Here is a 16,135-nt window from a genome sequence, read left to right on the forward strand (position 1 = left end):
TCACCTGTCGAACTGTCGAACGCTTGTGCTTTGCCTCTTTCCATTTGGCGCCAGAATCTCTACTCTACCTCTCTTTGTCACTAGGACGTGCTGTTTTTGTTATGCAAAAATTTCTGTTTCTGCTTCTTAGCCTGGTGCTGCTCGGCCCGCTGGGCATCGATCTCTATCTGCCGACCATTCCCGCTATCGCACTTGGCCTTAATAGCAGCGAAGCGCTGATTCAGTCCACCATTTCACTGTTCATTCTGGTGTTGGGTCTTGGGCAGGTTATCGCCGGCCCGCTGGTGGATAACTATGGCCGCAAGCCGGTAGCGCTGGCCGGTATCGTTATCTACATAATCGGCGCGGCAATGGCGGCGCTGGCGACCACGCCAGCGGTGTTTGTTGCCTCACGCCTACTGCAGGGCGTAGCGGTGTGCTGTACGGCGGTAGTGGCGTTCAGCGGCGTACGTGACCGCCTGAACGGCGACGACGCTGCACGTGCCTACGGTTTTCTCAACGGCACGCTGAATATTATTCCTGCGCTGGCGCCGCTGCTCGGCGGGTTGCTGGCGGAAGCTTTCGGCTGGCGCGCCCCATTCTGGTTCCTGGTTTGCTATGCCCTCGCGGTGCTGGTGCTGATCGCCTTGCGGCTGCCGGAAACCCGGCCGACGGATACCGTTAGAGTCAAAGGATTGCCGGTGCGGCAATATGCGCGCATCCTCAGCGATCGCAACTTCCTGTCCTTCGCCGTGGTGAACGCCGGGGCAATGGGGATGGCGTTAACCTATGTTTCGCTGGCACCGAACGTACTGATGGGTACCGCCGGGCTGACGCCTCTGCAGTTCTCGCTGGTATTTGGTGCCAACGGCTTTTGGATCATGCTGGTGAGCTTTTTCGCCAACCGCATTATTCACAAAGTCGGCCGGCCGATTTGCCTGGCGACCGGTGGGGTATTGATGGGAATCGGCTGCATTGGGCTGTTAATGGGCGTTAGCCTGCTTTCCGGCGCGGCGCAAACCCACTGGCTGGCGTATATGCTGCCGGTCGCCAGCGCCTGTGCGGGTCTGGCGTTTGTGATGGGCCCGGCAACCAGCTATGCGCTGGAGCCGTACTCCAATGAAGCCGGCGTCGCTTCGGCGTTGGTGGGCTTCGTGCAGATGGCCGGCGGTGCAGCGCTGGGCCTGTTGGCAATGGCAATGCCGTTGCCACCGAAGCTGTCACTGGCGTTGGTCATGCTGGCGGGCTGCCTGCTGGCGCTGCACGCACGGCAGCGCAGCAAGCAAATTAAAAGTCCGTTGAAGAAAATTGCCTGAGGCTTACGCCTCGACGGTGACTGGCACTCTCGCGGCCAGCGCCGTCAGCAACTCATAACCCAGCGTGCCTGCGGCTGCGGCGACATCGTCAACCGGCAGGCGCCGCCCCCACAGTTCCACTTCCGAACCAATGTCAGCGCGTGGACAAGGCGTCAGATCAACCGCCAGCATATCCATGGAGACCGTACCCACCGTACGCGTCAACACGCCATCTACCCAGACCGGCGTGCCGGTCTGCGCATGGCGGGGATAGCCGTCCGCATAACCGCAGGCTACCACGCCGATACGCTGCGCGGCACTGGCGCTATAGCGCCAGCCGTAACCCACTCGATCGCCGCCTTTCAACGACTGAATACCAATGATTTCGCTGCTCAGCGTCATGGTTGGCCGCAGACCGGTGTCGGCAATATCGCGCCACTGGCCGCTTGGCGATGCCCCATACAATACGATGCCTGGCCGTACCCAGTTGCCGTGGGTTTGCGGATGCCACAACGTGGCGGCGGAATTCGCCAGGCTGCGCGGCAGCGGAATTCCAGCCGTCGCACCCTCAATGATAGTCATTTGCTCTGCCACGCCCTGCGGGCCGTCGGCGGTAGCAAAGTGGCTCATCAACGTCAGGCTGGCGATATTGCCCATCTCCCTGGCTTGCAACCAAACGCTGTGCAAACGATCCGGGGAAAAGCCCAGGCGATTCATCCCGCTGTTCACTTTCAAATAAACATCCAGCGGCGCGGACAGTTTGGCCGCCGCTATCGCTGCCAGTTGCCAATCGCTGTGTACCGAGGTGGTTAAACGATAGCGGTCGAGCAGGACCAAATCTTGCGGTTTGAAAAAACCTTCCAGCAGCAGAATCGGCCCTTGCCAGCCGGACTCACGCAGTAAAATGGCTTCGGTGAGATCCAGCAAGGCGAAACCGTCGGTTTGCTCCAGGCTACGCCAGACATGTTTGATTCCGTGGCCATAAGCATTGGCTTTTACTACCGACCAAATTTTGGCGCTGGGGGCAAAACGGCGAACCACCTGCAGGTTATTTTCAAAAGCGGAAAGATGCAGCGTGGCGGTAATCGGGCGAGGCATGGATTCTCCTGCGGACTGGCGGCTGAAATCATGGGCCAATGCCCGTGACTTCAGCATTATAAATTAAGAGGATTAACGCGCTGGATGCACATCGTTCAAGGGTGTGAGGTGCTCGTTGCGAAAGTCGGCGCTGTATCTTGCCACCGCCAGATCGTCTGAAGGGATAGCAGGCGTGGTGCCGGAAATCAGATCGGAAAGCAATTGCCCGGAGCCGCACGCCATGGTCCAGCCCAAAGTACCGTGCCCGGTATTGAGGAACAGGTTTTTCAGCGAGGTCTTGCCGACAATCGGCGTGCCGTCCGGCGTCATCGGACGCAGACCGGTCCAGAAAGTCGCCTCTTCAATCCGCCCGCCGTTAGGGTAGAGATCGCGTACCACCATTTCCAGCGTTTCCCGACGTTTCTGCTCCAACTGGGTATTAAAACCAACAATTTCCGCCATACCACCGACGCGAATGCGTTTGTCGAAACGGGTAATGGCGATTTTGTAGGTTTCATCCAAAACGGTCGAGAACGGCGCCGCAGCTTCATCCGTAATAGGAATGGTCAGTGAATAGCCTTTCAACGGATAAACCGGGATCGAAACCAGATCGCGCAACAGCGCGGTGGAGTAAGAGCCGAAAGCCACGACGTAGCTGTCGGCCTTGAACACTTCTGCGCCGCACTGCACGCCGCTGATCTGATCGCCCTCGACCAGCAGACGATCAACACTGCGGTTATACAAGAAGGTGACACCCGCCTGCTGCGCCAGCTTGGCCAGTTGCTGAGTAAACAGCTGGCAGTCACCGGTTTCATCATTGGGCAATTGCAGACCGCCGGTCAGCTTGTGCGCGACCTGCGCCAGCGCAGGTTCAACCGTTGCCAGTTGGTGGGCTTCCAGCAGTTTATAGGGCACGCCCGCATCCTCCAGCACAGCAATGTCTTTCGCCGCACTTTCGAACTGCTGCGGGGTGCGAAACAGCTGCAGCGTGCCGCCCTGACGCCCTTCATACTGGATGCCGGTTTCCTGACGCAGCGCCTTGATACAGTCACGGCTGTATTCCGCCAGCCGCACCATGCGCCCTTTATTGGTCATGTAGTGTGAGGTATCGCAGTTTTTCAGCATTTGCCACATCCAGCTCAACTGGAAACGGCTGCCATCCAGGCGCACCGCCAACGGTGCATGGCGTTGGAACATCCATTTGATGGCTTTCAACGGCACACCCGGCGCAGCCCACGGAGCCGCATAGCCCGGTGAGATTTGGCCGGCATTCGCCGCGCTGGTTTCCATTGCCGGGCCAGGCTGGCGATCGATTACCGTCACCTCGTGACCGGCCTTCGCCAAATACCAGGCACTGGCAACGCCCACCACCCCACTACCTAAAATTACCACACGCATCGCTGACTCCAGCTCAAGGCTCCAAAAAGCATAATCTTCTGCTCACAGGAAATTAACTCAGTGGAAAAATCCGTCCAACATCTTCGTCATCAAACGTGACAACATTCACAATTAATTTATCGTTCATGGCCGCGCCTTTTGCAATACCTACCTATAAATAGCGATAAGATGTCGTCCAAGGCCAGTTTTAGAGGGCAACAGCCGCTGATATGCTATCAATGCTAGCGTTGATAGCATCAAAAAAAACCAGGATGCGCAACAAGCCTTTAACAGAATATAAAAATGAAACACGCACCTTCAAACAGAATAAAAAACCAATAAAGCAGACTTTTATCACCATAACCTTTTACCGATGGTCGAGTCTGCCATAGCAGAAAAAACTCAGGGCAAAATCTCCCCGGCTCACCGTTGTGGAGGCGTTGCGGGCAGATCGTTGAATTTTTACGCTTTATATCATTATTCCCTATGCGTAGTTTGAGCTACGATTGATATAGCATCATAAAAGATAAAAATTCAATTTATATTCAATGACATACGATAAATTCAGCTCAAAAAAAACACTACAAAGTAAGACAAAGCACCACATTACGCATCATATTAATCAATGACTTGTAGAAGATAGTGACCTGTTTTTCATGCAATAAATACGCAAGTTAAATAGCCGGGGTCCATCCCGATCATCCCACCCCTGCGACCATTACTCCATGACCATCCCCCGTCATCGGGAAAAAATTGATTATTAATAGCGCAGGTAAATAATTCGAATTGCGATCGATTTCAACGATCGATACGAGATAATTGATCTACGAAACCAATTTGAACAATTTTTGATACAGCCTCAACATATCTGATTAATCCCCTTGTCTTGGCCTTATAATGCCCATCAAAACGCTGACACGGATCGCAGCTCTGATTTCCGCTACTTCCATTATCACTAGCTTCACGCGCTGGCCTGATGTCATGTTCATCTCAAGTTGCGTGATGCTTGCTATCTGGGCACATGCCGAATGGGACTGGAGAAGGCGGAGATAGCTCCGCCCAATCCCTAAAGCCCTGGCACACCTCGACTCGCCATCATTTGTGCAATCAATCCCATATAATTGACGGCTTTGTTAACATCCATATATTCGTTGTACATCACCACTGGGCCAAGAGTCCCTGACACTACACCACCAGTTATAGTTCCTCCGCCGATGTTTGCCGGTATGCCATTAAACCGAAACGGGTTAACCGTTCCTTTAACACGGCTCGGTAACGCTTGATCAGTAAACCCGCCAGCACGCTGAATGATTCGGAGGTTCGAACCATTCCATGTGTAAGCTTTCAGCATCCAGCCGTTATCAATTTGCAATGTTGCGGACGTTAAAGCATTGCCCGTTTTTGCTATATCAAATTGCCCCGTCATCTTACCAGCACCAGCAGATTTAGTCAGCCTTACTCCTTGCCACGGAGATGCATCAATTTTTAAGTTACTCATAATCGATGCCACCGGGTTACTCATTGGAATATTCTCACAGATGATTAATGTCATCTCATTTTCTTCGAATACCGGGGTGGTGATTATATGATTCACATCATTTGCCAGAACCGCACCCTGCTCGTTAAAACTACCGGCGTATGAAAAGTGATGACCGTTACCACTGAAATCTTCATTACTGAGCATCTTATAACCCACCATCATGGTATCGCTCAGTAATCCAGCTGCTGGGTTTATTTTTGGCAAGCCTGGAATGCCGCGTATAGGAACATAAGTTCTCATTATTCAATCTCCGTAATTTCAATAAGATTTATTTCAGCAATTGAGCATTGCGACGCCGCAGCATTAACTTTTAAGGTGATAGTTGGTACAGACTCCGGAACTACAAACTCATAACAGAAATAAACCCAACCATCTGTTGGTGTGCCCCACTTACGGACACCGGCCAGATGAGTTGTCGAGCTGCCACCGCCTGACAATGCATAGCATTCAAATAAATTACTCCCGGCAGTTTTCATTAAAACGCCAAATTGATAACGTTTCCCTGGCACAGCAGTTACCACAAGAGAGGCTGCATGGTTAGATAAATTCCATACATTTCCTTTTACCGCTGGGTCTTGGCTGATCGATGCAGTACCGACCGTTGTTATTGTCCAGTCCGTTGGGTTCGTACCGTCGTTATTCAGGAATAATGGGTTAGCCAGAAGGTTAGCAGTCAGGCCAGCAGCGATTTGTTCGTCAGCCCTTGGGGGAAATGTAGTAGCGGTCCACTGCAACAACCCATCGACCATTGCCTTGCCCATTGCTTTGGCACCTTCACCTGTGGGGTGTGAAGCATCACGGTTGTAGCCAGGCAACCAACTACCGGTTGTTGGATCAACGGTGTACCGATGAAAATCAACTAATGGAAGCCGATACCTCCGTGCATACGCACGCAGCCAATTATTGAGTTTATGCTCATTCGTGCGGCGACCGTCATCACTCCCGTTCGCCTGTGCTGCCATCGTGCACACAACAGGAATGATTCCCGCCCAGCGGAGCTGAAGGAATATCATCTCAAATGCGGGTATTGTGACTTCATCAAGATCAATACCCTGTAAGATGTCATTACGACCACACATTACAGGGCAAAAAGTGGGCTTCGCTGCTATCGCATTGAATAAGTGACTTGCCCAAACTTCACTCACCGTATAACCACCCGTTGCTGAGATACCTGTAACCCTGATTCGCCCAAGAGACTGCATCATGGCCCAGGTATAAAATCCTTTATCATTAAGGCATGGAGCACGGTTTTCGCCCGTATTATTATCCTCTGACCAAGCAACGCCATAAGCAGCAAGCGAATCACCAATTACAAAACAATCGCCAGCGAGTGGGCCTCGATGGTTATGCAACGGTTCCCCCATGTAAATCTTGCGCCCGGTAGTGGGATCTGTAGCAAAGAGAACATCATCATCCAGTGTCAGTTCAGCGAGAGGATAAAGATCGTCAGGTTCTGATACCGCAGTAATCTTTTTTGTCTCTACGCTTTTAGTCACAACGCCTCCTGGCACATTAGTCGTGCCATCAAAACCAAAAAATAAAAGTCCGTCGCCATCCTCTGTTAACCATTCCCCTGGATAGACAGACTCGCTTTCCATCCGTAACCCTTGCGTTCGCGTATCGGTAGATGTAGCCAACGCACTTACCATGTCGAGATATCGCTTATTGGGATATGAGGTGATGAACTCCGCGACACCGCCTTTATTTAGGTAGTAATTGAAGGCAACGACAGACAACGTTGCATCCTGAATGGCAACACGAAATGACTTACCATCAGGTGTGCCCGCTAAACCGGCGATCGTCCCATCAGGGTCTTCTGAGGTGACATAGTAGGTATTGGCGTCCGCGATGTTCTGGGCGTTCTCGGCGGCAGTTTCTGCCCTATCAGCGTCGATAGATACCTGCTCTGCTTTTTCATTAATTCCCTGAGCTGCCTCTACGGCCCCCAATTCAGCTTGTTTAGCCGCTGATGCAGACCCAGCTGCAGAAATAGCACTGCCTTGGGCGGCCTCTGCGTATGCATCTCCAGAAGATGCGCCGGCAGTGCGGCGCTGCCCGAGTGTAACAGAAACCCCTACCACGTCAGTGACTGGCAAACCATTATTAGACATGATTTATTCTCTGATTAATTATTGTGGATATTTAATAGCCAACAGCCATCCAGTATGCTGATAATTCGTTTGAATTCATCCATACATTGAACCCTGAATTATTTTCACCCTGCGCAATAATATTATCCGTTGAGCCTCCGCTACTGGTTACCTCTCTCAGTGTTAATTGAATGCTGAGGACCTTGTTTGGGAATGGTAGAGGGAAACTGACTGGATTTGAATTTGCGCTGCGGTTAACAATGCCACCCTGTGTAATTTTCCCGCTTGAATCCCGCGACCACCAATTATCACCATCAACGTGTAATTCATCAGGTCGATTATTAGGACTGTAAACACGCTGTCCTGATTCGTAAATCTCCACGCCGGTAGATGTGCCGAAATTCCCACCCAATCCCAACCCAAAGGTTCTGCCTGACACATTCGACGTGATTGTGATATTTCCAGCATTATCTGCTGTGATTGAACCTACCTGTACACCGTCAACATTGCGAATGATGAATGCGCCTCCTTGAGTTCCAATATCACCGCGCGTATTAATCGGGCCAGTGATTGTTCCTCCGGTGTACGGAAAAAAATTCTGATTTGATTCAACTTTGCTGTAGGCTCCGACATCAGAAGCGGATAATGAAATATCACCGCCTAGCGGTTTTCCGTTTACCTTTGTTGTTTTTAGTACGTATCTGTCATCCACAGCCGAATTAGTTAAAAACTGGCGAATCGCTTTTTCCAACGAAAGTTTTAAATTTGCTAAATTGCCATCGTCGAGCACATCATCACCAGATTGCTCAGCAATAAAGTTACCGATAACTGCAGCCATCACTGAAGATTGGCGCCATACTTTATTAAGCTCCTCGCTTCTCGCAATACCAGTATTAAACCCAGCGCCAACAGCGGGGAGCACCTCATAATCCGCTTGAGAAAGAACGTTTGAAAACTCACCAGTTGCAAACGGCTTAAAGTCATTCTTCGCCATTTATCCCTCCACTACTTCGTAATTGACGGTGATCCCCATCGGTTTGATCGAGAGATAACCTTGTCTAATAATTTCTTTGGTAATTGCCGGTATGGCTGCGCCACGGGCGGTAATTGTCATGCTCATGTCCAGGTTGTCGGTAAACGAGATTGCAATACCGCCGTCGGGATAGATGGCGGACAGGATGGCCGGCAGCGTTTCGACTGTTCCATCCCAGTTATTTGCGCCAATTTTTGCTCGCAGCACCGTTCGATATGTGTCGTCATCCAGGTCTATATACGCATCGCCCGTGTCATAGCGACCTTTCCACGAGCCCAGATTGAAACCCAGCTCTGGATCATCGAACGAAAAATAATGGTTCACTGCCGGCGCACGTATGCGGCGCCCGCGCCCCACCCATAGGCCAATCACATCAAGCTGCACGCCGACGGCGTCATCAAGATCAAATGCTGGTGCGATGGCGCGCGTGCTGTCTTGCTGGCGCGAGAACGCCTCAGTAGTGGCATTAACGGTGTCAAAATATTTGGGAAACTGGCTGTTATATGCAGGGATTTTTGAGGTGTATTTGTTCGTCATCATGCCACCGTGATAATTGCGATATTCTCCGGCGAACAGGTCGCTGATTCGTTAAACAGGATCGGGATATTGGCCTCGCTCATCGTGACCGCGTCTTTGCCAATGCTGACAGTCATCAGGTCGTAGGTTTTCCCGCTCGCCGTGTTACCGAGATTGGCCGGTACATAGAGTCGCGAGAAATAGACCGTGTCGCCGATATACAGCGTGTTGATGTAGTCGGCCACCGCCGCTTTGATATCCTCGCCGATGTCGCTGGTGTAGCCTGGGAGTACCTTAATTTTTATAGCGGCGTAGATCGGGACTTTAGTCGGCCGGAAAAAGTGGATGGTTTTGTCTACGCCGTAGACATCCTTGACAGTCACGTTCGTGGTGCCGAATGTCGGCGCGCCTGGTGACTTTTTCACAGCGATGATGTTTGCTATTTCTTCAGCGTCGCCGCCGTCCACAACCATCGCAACAGCATGCGCCGGCACGCCGTTGATGTCGGTTTCCGAGGTGTCGTTGTCGTAGCCCTTATAGCGCGTCACGCCGGTGATGTTGGCAATGGCGCCTATCAGCCCCTCCATGACGGTTCGGGACGGTAACGCGACGCTGAGCGCTTGCCGCTGGCGCAGTTCGGCGTCAGTTTCCACCGGTTTGCCGGAGGTGGCCGCTTCAGGGTTCGTGACAGACTGCCAGCCGCGCGTCGGTGTAGCGATTTGCGAAACATCTCCGGGCAGCGCAGTGATGGCGCCCGCCTTCTGCGCCGTCGCGGTTACCACCGCCTGTCCATGAATATCGAGCTCCACCTCTGCCGGTAAATCCCAGAGGTTTCCGGCGCTGTCCCGAACCGAGGCATTTCTGATGACCGTGCCAACCTGGCCGATTAGCCTCACGTCAACAGTGGAATTTGACGGCGCCTTACGGCTGATTCCGTTAATTTTGACGTTGCTCGCCAACCCCGCGCCCGTGCCGGTCGCCGGGCTAAATGCGTTCCAGGTGGAGATCACCGCATTGTTGCCGCCATGCATGGCGTACGCGATCAGCGACAGGAGTGCGCCGTCTTTGCTGTCCGGTTCAATGTAAATATCATCGCCATAGATACCGCGAAAAATCGTCTGCCATCCGGTGAGGATGCTCTGGAAATCGGGTGCACTCATCCCTGCCGCCGTTATTTTTGGCAGCATTGCATCAATGATGTCTTCATACATAGGCTGTTACCGAGGTTTGTCCGTATGCGGTGTTTAGGGTGGCGGTGACAAGCAAATCGCGGGTTTCTACATCCCGCCGGCTCTGGTACTCGACGATCTCCGTTACGTTCGGCGTGCCGAGAATTCGCTCACGGATCACAATGTCGTAGAGGCCCGATGTGTATTTGCCGAGTATTTGCGTCCAGTCGGTGCCGGCGGTTTTGTCGAGGAACCATTCTCCGGTGCGCAATTGCAGGCGGCTAATCACCGCCATCCCCACCGCCTCGGGCGTGTTGATGAAGAAATCACCCTCGCCGCGCCCGAAGCTGTAATCGCCGTTCTTGTCTTCTTTGCGATATCTCACTGCGGACCTCCCGTCTGGCCACCGCCAGTTTCTACGCCGCCGTGTTTGTGCGTCTGCAGGCTGATGCCGCCGGCGCTGACGTCGTTGGTCACGTTCACCGGTCCCAGCATTGTTGCCGTGCCGCCGCCGTCTCCCATGCCCTGCGACAGATTGCCGTTAATCGTCACGTTGCCGTTCAGCACGATCTCGGGGGAGTTGATCTCGGTACCGCCCTGCGCGCTGGCGGTTAATTTCCCCGATGTGATGATGGTAACCGCGTGGCTGCCCGGGTCGAGTTCGATAAATGCGCCCCCGTCGTCGGTGCGCAGCTGCGCGGCACTGGTGCTGACGCCACTGATTTTCTGCGCCTGCGACTGCGGCCCGACGATAGCGAAGGCATCGGATAGATCGTGCATACGCTCGGTCCCCGACTCCTGCACGCCGCCGTTTTGCCACCAGAAATCGATGCTACGGTCGGCAAACACGATGAGGCATTCGTCACCCGACTTAACCGGAAACGTGAGCGTGACGCCCCCGCCGCGAGGGAAAATGACTGGCACATCAACCAACAGCGGCAGACTGGCTGAGTTACCGCCGCCGGCGCTCTCCGGCTCGTAGCCTTTCACCGCTGGCAGCACTACGCAGGTCACCGCGTCAGCGTCAAAGGATTGGATGATGCCTGGAATTGATACGCGCATTTGTGCGCTGATGGCGTCAGCCAGCGCCTGGTCGGCCTGCTGCTGGTCGCCGATCTGTGATTGGAGTGATACGGGCATGAATTTTCCCCATAAAAAAACCCGCCGAAGCGGGTTTAGATAGAGTGAAACGAGTTAGATTTTTTTGCTGAGAACCAGCTTACAATCGTCGTCGCTTAACCCGCTCATTTGGGCGGATTCTGGATAAGAGCAAGACATTTTCACTCTTCTAAACCCAAGGATTGCAAATTGATCGCCCTTGGTGTTCATTAACTCTTTTTCATCACCGCCCTCACGCCTTGCAAATCCTGCCGCCTCGAATCGTGACGCCTTTGATATGGCCGTGTGCACAGGCAGATTTGCATCCAGATCCGGATGATTGGCAAAGAAATCACTTAACGTACCGGCTGAAGCAACTGAAGAAATCAAAATTAGTGAGGCCAAAAGTCCCTTCATGAAATCATCCTTTAACTTTTACGCAATCATAGGTCGCGTACTGGCGTGGCGCGTCCATGCTAGCTTGAAGAAGTTGCACGTTAAGAAAACGCTTTTTACCATCGCGTTTGATGTACTCCATACCTAGCCATTTGCCCGGCTGGTTTGTGGCGACTCGCCATTCAAATTTGGTGTTGTCGTCATTTGGCGGATTTGTCAAATATGTGACCTTCTGACTTTCAGGGCGCACACCGTTAATGTGCATAAAGCCATCATTGCTTGGTGTTAATAAAAAATCCCCACATCGCACATCTGCTGTGGCATTTATTGAAAATGCAGCTGCGAACAAACACAGAATTATCCTTTTCACATCCCCCACCTTATGACTGTCTTGAAAGCGCCGAATTGCTAAGCATGTCAGCTGAACCTCGCGCAAAGCACATTAAATCCATGTACCACGCCTGGCCCCGTGTGTCGCCAGTATAGTCGATAGCTTTCACGATATACACGCCATCCGTCGCAACGCTGGCCGGCTGCTGCAGGCTACCAGCGACAACCCGGTTTCCATTTTGGTCGGTTTCACTGATACGGCCGCCGGACTGGGCAACTTCACTATCTGAAAGCGAGGCACGGTAAACCGATGCCTGGTCAAGCTGGATCAGGCCGTTGATGCGAATGTTCGGGTTAATCAGGCAACGCACGTTAACGCCAGCCCCCATCGTCTGCTGTGGCATGCCGATCAGGCCGGTATTGCTATTCAGCAAGATGGCCTCGTAAATGTATTTGTTCTCGTTGACCATCTGCAGCTGCCCGTCGATCAGTTGCCAGGTGGCCTTGCACATGCCGGCGACCGAGTCCATAACGTCGCGTGCGGATTGGAACAACGACAGTCCACGGGGGAAAACCGTGTCGGGGAAAGTACCGGTGATCCCCTGAGTGATGCCGTAGGCGCTAAAGCTTTTCAGCGCCGCGCTGTGCATGTCAGCCACCGTGTAGCCGGCGGCGAGCGTGGTGTTTACCGTCGCATAGAGAAACGCCTCATGATCGCCCACAGCTTGAATCAGCACCCAGGAATCCGTCGGGTTGTCTTTGCCAGTGATCGTGAAGCGGAGATCACCTTCAAAAATCAGCCCGAAGTTTTGGCCGTCCCGCTGACCTGATTTCGCCGGGTCTACCTGGCGCGCCACGCCGACCTGACTGGCGTCGGCATCAGGCGCAATACCGTCATAGCCGGCAATCATCCGGATTTTGGAAAACTCGCTGCCGAGAATACGGTTCTGGGTATCCGGCGAAAGGTTGTAAATTTTAACGTTGGCGACGCGTGGCCACTTCGTGTCTGCCCACTCAATACGAAACGTGACTTTAAAATCTGACAAGCTGATGCCGCTGCCCTGCTGGTCTAGCAGCTGCAGCTCAAAATGACGCATCCAGTTCTGGCTCATTGCCTACTCCTGTACAAAATATAGGTGGCTACCGATCCCGAGGTTGGTTTTCGTCGGCAATTCCGGTTCATTGTTGTCAACCATGACGATCAGCGCACCGGTGAACCCCAGGTGCGCATGCTGCGCCAGCAGGTTGGCACCAGGCATTAGCGGAATTCCGTTCACCAGTTCTGCGCCGGCACTGTCCAGTAAGTCGAGGATCCACCCAGCCTCATCGCGCCAGGAGAGCCGCATGTTCATCTGCTGTCCACCCAACGCGATCCCGAATTGCTGATTATCCGGTGTAAGCGGTACTTCCTGAATATTCATCCGCCCCCTCCCAGTAGCGCCAAAATCCCCCGCTGCCCCTGTGAGAGCAGGCTTTCGTTAATGGGTTTTGCTGATTTTGTGCCAGAGTTCTGTACGGCTGACGTGCTCACCCCGTCAGCCATATTTGCCTTGTCCGCTACTGTGACGCTTTGTGTTCGGGAAATAATGACGTTTCGCAGCGTAAGCGAGCACATCAGCACGTTCTCGCTGATTTTGTCGGTGGTGACGTCCAGCGACTTGATCAGCATGTTCTGGTACTGGCGCTTACCGGTGGTGACATCAAAAGGAATTCGGCTTTCCTGCAACGCCACCAACTGCTGATAAACCTCACGTGGACTGGTTCCAAGGGACAACCCACTATTGAGGTTAAACATCTGCGTGGTGTCCACCCCATCTAATAACGAGCCACCGCCGGCAAAACCTAATTCCATAGTGACTTCTGGGGGGCGCTTGTAGGCGTGGTCGCTGACCGGCGCGCCATCCTCAATCGGGTGTTCAGTTATTTCCAGCGTGTCGCTGTGCTTTTCCGAAATCGTGACGCTGGGAACAATGGCGCCGATCTTCCGGGTCTGCTGTGAAAACAGAACGGAGAGAATATCCATTATTGCGGCCTCGCATAAAGTTGCTGGGTCAAACGAGAGTTAACACCGGTCTGACGGTCAGCAACCTCCATCCCGGCGCGTGCTGGGTCGCTGACACCGTGTATGTGGATGTTAGTTTCCTGCTGCACAGTGGCGCCGCCAGAGCCAGGCATGTTGCTGAGCACTTTCGGGATGTAGTTCCGCGTCTCCTCCGGCATTAGCCCCATGCCATGCTTCTGAACGTTGCCGATCCCCCAGTTATAGGATGCCAGCGTTTTTTCAAGGTCGCCGCCATTCATGCGCAACAGCATGCCGAGATAACGCGCGGCAGCATCAGCAGACTTGGCCGGGTCGAAAACGTCATTTCCACGCAGCCCCATGTCCTTTGCAGTTCCGGGCATAAACTGGAACATTCCTTTTGCGCCAGCGCCAGAAACTGCGAACTGATTACCACCCGACTCGGTCAGCGCGACGCTGCGCAGCAGCCCCGCTGGCAGGTTGTACATTGCCTCGAGCTGCGTCAATTTAGGCTGTAGCCACCCCAGCAGCGCTGCGCCAGCTTTTGTGGCCTGAGGACGACTCACCCGGCCTGATGAACGTCCGATCAGGCCCCCGGATTGAAATAGTCCCTCATTACCCGCGTGTAACGTCCCCTTTAACCAGTTACCAATATCGTCGAACGTCAGTAGTGGCTGGTCAGTTTCACGCTGGCTCTGCATCTTTTTAACGAGGTATTCGCCTGGCGATACCCCCGCCTTTTCTGCCGCCTTTTGTATTTCATTGACCTTGTTGAAAAGCTCTATAGCCAGGCCAACAGCGATAATTTTCCCAGAGAATTTAAATAGCCCACCGAAAGCTTTGCTTACCCCTGTGACCGCCTTAATCATTTTGGCAGCCCATGTAACAGCCATGTATCCTGCCAAAATCTCCAGCGCAGTCTTCCAGCCACCGACGCCATCTTTCAGATCGAGCAGCTTGTCTCGTAGCCAAATCATGGCCGCTTTCGCCTGGGTAATTGCCGGCTCCCATTTGGCCCAGTCGATGAGGCTTTTTCCGCCCTCTTTCCACGTCTGGTAATCGTCCCACAGCAGGCCAATACCGACGATCAACGCGGTTATCATCCCGATAGGGGACATCAGGAATGCGCTGTTCAGAATTCGCCACGCCAACAGCAGCGCACCAAACACGCCGATCAGTTTCCGAGAGCCAGAATCCAGACTTTCCCACCACTCGATCACCTTATCGATCGCTTGGTAGCCACGATAAAGCATTCGCCCGAACACCTCAGCCAGCCAGAGAACCCCCTTCACTGTTTTGGTGATGAAGCCCTCTATCTTCGGGAAGTTGTCCATGATCCGCTTGCGAAGGTTATCCAGCGAACCGCTCAGGCCTCCGGCGAGATCAGAACCGATTTTGTCTTTTGCCATGCCCAGCAGCGCAGTAAGGCTACGCATTGAGGTCATGAATTTATTGGATTGCTGCGCTGCGCGGTCGGCGTTCAGTCCGGTGGCCTTGAGCATACTCTGGTAATCAGCAGTGAAACCGTTGATACCGCGACGCATGGAGAGCAGTGTATTTTCGTCAATGCCCAGCATCTGCGCGTACTGGTTTGCACGGTAATACGGCATGCTGCGCAGCTTATCGCCGACACCGGTAAAAATGGCGGCGGTGTCGCGCATCTGTCCGTTCGCGCCGCGCGTCTGCACGCCCAGGCGGTTCAGGAAACCTTCGGCCCCCGGATTGTTGCGGATAAAGCGGGCAAGACTCTCGAGCGAACCCTGCGCGGCCGCCGCATCCGATCCAGTTTGTGACGCGGCATAACCCAGGGCGCGGATGCCGGCAACCGACGCGCCGGTACGCTGGGAGGCAAAATAGACCTTATCCAGCCCGCTCGCGATTTGCGTGGTAAATCCGACAATCGTCAGCGCCGCCCCTTCCACTGCGGCGCCCATTTTGAGCACGTTCGCGGTGACGCCGGCGACGACAGCCGAGAATTTCCGCTCACCGGCAGAGTCGATTTCGAAGCCCAGCGAAATCAGAAAATCCTTGATGGTTTCAGCGTTCATTGGTCCTCTCTCCACCTGGCGATCCGGGCCTCGTTATCCGCCTTCATGTCCAGGTAATCGTTCATCAGCGCAATGTCGAAAAGGTCGATGCGCCCATCCTTGAGCGCCTCAAAGCTGCACAATCCAGCATCAACCGGGCGGAGAATGTAATCCTCTCCGCCTGGCAA

Annotated in this window: 17 protein-coding genes; 1 reads left to right on the forward strand and 16 read right to left on the reverse strand. The window is 53.5% G+C overall.

What is annotated here, in order from left to right; translation table 11 throughout:
• Positions 1 to 101: 101 nt before the first annotated feature.
• Positions 102 to 1,295, forward strand: coding sequence for a multidrug effflux MFS transporter (locus SERAS12_RS13875; RefSeq protein WP_013813245.1), 1,194 nt, complete (start codon positions 102 to 104; stop codon positions 1,293 to 1,295).
• Positions 1,296 to 1,298: 3 nt separating this feature from the next.
• Here SERAS12_RS13875 and dadX read toward each other — a convergent pair whose 3' ends face one another.
• The 16 genes from dadX to SERAS12_RS26630 form a co-directional block, all read right to left on the reverse strand.
• Positions 1,299 to 2,372, reverse strand: a complete 1,074-nt coding sequence (gene dadX / locus SERAS12_RS13880; protein WP_013813246.1) for a catabolic alanine racemase DadX — start codon at positions 2,370 to 2,372, stop codon at positions 1,299 to 1,301.
• 72 nt (positions 2,373 to 2,444) lie between these two features.
• The gene (locus SERAS12_RS13885) at positions 2,445 to 3,749 is read right to left on the reverse strand and encodes a D-amino acid dehydrogenase (protein WP_013813247.1); all 1,305 of its coding nucleotides are present in this window, start codon (positions 3,747 to 3,749) and stop codon (positions 2,445 to 2,447) included.
• Positions 3,750 to 4,794: 1,045 nt separating this feature from the next.
• Positions 4,795 to 5,508, reverse strand: coding sequence for a hypothetical protein (locus SERAS12_RS13890; RefSeq protein ID WP_013813248.1), 714 nt, complete (start codon positions 5,506 to 5,508; stop codon positions 4,795 to 4,797).
• Positions 5,508 to 7,379 carry a GDSL-type esterase/lipase family protein gene (locus tag SERAS12_RS13895; RefSeq protein ID WP_013813249.1) on the reverse strand — a complete coding sequence of 624 codons (1,872 nt, stop codon included), beginning with the start codon at positions 7,377 to 7,379 and terminating at the stop codon, positions 5,508 to 5,510. The genes SERAS12_RS13890 and SERAS12_RS13895 overlap by 1 nt, the downstream gene beginning before the upstream one ends.
• A gap of 31 nt (positions 7,380 to 7,410) precedes the next feature.
• Positions 7,411 to 8,352, reverse strand: a complete 942-nt coding sequence (locus SERAS12_RS13900; RefSeq protein ID WP_013813250.1) for a hypothetical protein — start codon at positions 8,350 to 8,352, stop codon at positions 7,411 to 7,413.
• On the reverse strand, positions 8,353 to 8,931 hold the full coding sequence (locus tag SERAS12_RS13905; RefSeq protein ID WP_013813251.1) for a DUF2612 domain-containing protein: 579 nt from the start codon (positions 8,929 to 8,931) through the stop codon (positions 8,353 to 8,355).
• Complete coding sequence (locus SERAS12_RS13910; protein ID WP_013813252.1) at positions 8,928 to 10,118, reverse strand: baseplate J/gp47 family protein; 1,191 nt, start codon at positions 10,116 to 10,118, stop codon at positions 8,928 to 8,930. The genes SERAS12_RS13905 and SERAS12_RS13910 overlap by 4 nt, the downstream gene beginning before the upstream one ends.
• On the reverse strand, positions 10,111 to 10,461 hold the full coding sequence (locus SERAS12_RS13915) for a hypothetical protein (protein WP_013813253.1): 351 nt from the start codon (positions 10,459 to 10,461) through the stop codon (positions 10,111 to 10,113). The genes SERAS12_RS13910 and SERAS12_RS13915 overlap by 8 nt, the downstream gene beginning before the upstream one ends.
• On the reverse strand, positions 10,458 to 11,216 hold the full coding sequence (locus SERAS12_RS13920; protein ID WP_013813254.1) for a Gp138 family membrane-puncturing spike protein: 759 nt from the start codon (positions 11,214 to 11,216) through the stop codon (positions 10,458 to 10,460). The genes SERAS12_RS13915 and SERAS12_RS13920 overlap by 4 nt, the downstream gene beginning before the upstream one ends.
• A 54-nt stretch (positions 11,217 to 11,270) precedes the next feature.
• Entirely contained in the window at positions 11,271 to 11,591 is a 321-nt protein-coding gene (locus SERAS12_RS13925) for a hypothetical protein (RefSeq protein ID WP_013813255.1), read from the reverse strand.
• Positions 11,592 to 11,595: 4 nt separating this feature from the next.
• Positions 11,596 to 11,940 carry a hypothetical protein gene (locus tag SERAS12_RS13930; RefSeq protein WP_013813256.1) on the reverse strand — a complete coding sequence of 115 codons (345 nt, stop codon included), beginning with the start codon at positions 11,938 to 11,940 and terminating at the stop codon, positions 11,596 to 11,598.
• 10 nt (positions 11,941 to 11,950) lie between these two features.
• The gene (locus tag SERAS12_RS13935; RefSeq protein ID WP_013813257.1) at positions 11,951 to 13,012 is read right to left on the reverse strand and encodes a hypothetical protein; all 1,062 of its coding nucleotides are present in this window, start codon (positions 13,010 to 13,012) and stop codon (positions 11,951 to 11,953) included.
• Positions 13,013 to 13,015: 3 nt separating this feature from the next.
• On the reverse strand, positions 13,016 to 13,321 hold the full coding sequence (locus tag SERAS12_RS13940; RefSeq protein WP_013813258.1) for a hypothetical protein: 306 nt from the start codon (positions 13,319 to 13,321) through the stop codon (positions 13,016 to 13,018).
• Positions 13,318 to 13,923, reverse strand: a complete 606-nt coding sequence (locus tag SERAS12_RS13945; protein WP_013813259.1) for a phage baseplate protein — start codon at positions 13,921 to 13,923, stop codon at positions 13,318 to 13,320. The genes SERAS12_RS13940 and SERAS12_RS13945 overlap by 4 nt, the downstream gene beginning before the upstream one ends.
• Positions 13,923 to 15,968 (reverse strand): lytic transglycosylase domain-containing protein, encoded by a 2,046-nt coding sequence (locus SERAS12_RS13950; RefSeq protein WP_013813260.1) that lies wholly within the window; start codon positions 15,966 to 15,968, stop codon positions 13,923 to 13,925. The genes SERAS12_RS13945 and SERAS12_RS13950 overlap by 1 nt, the downstream gene beginning before the upstream one ends.
• Positions 15,965 to 16,135, reverse strand: coding sequence for a hypothetical protein (locus tag SERAS12_RS26630; RefSeq protein ID WP_239440934.1), 171 nt, complete (start codon positions 16,133 to 16,135; stop codon positions 15,965 to 15,967). The genes SERAS12_RS13950 and SERAS12_RS26630 overlap by 4 nt, the downstream gene beginning before the upstream one ends.

Origin of the sequence: Serratia sp. AS12, assembly GCF_000214195.1 — a bacterium.
Classification (GTDB): Bacteria; Pseudomonadota; Gammaproteobacteria; order Enterobacterales; family Enterobacteriaceae; genus Serratia; species Serratia plymuthica.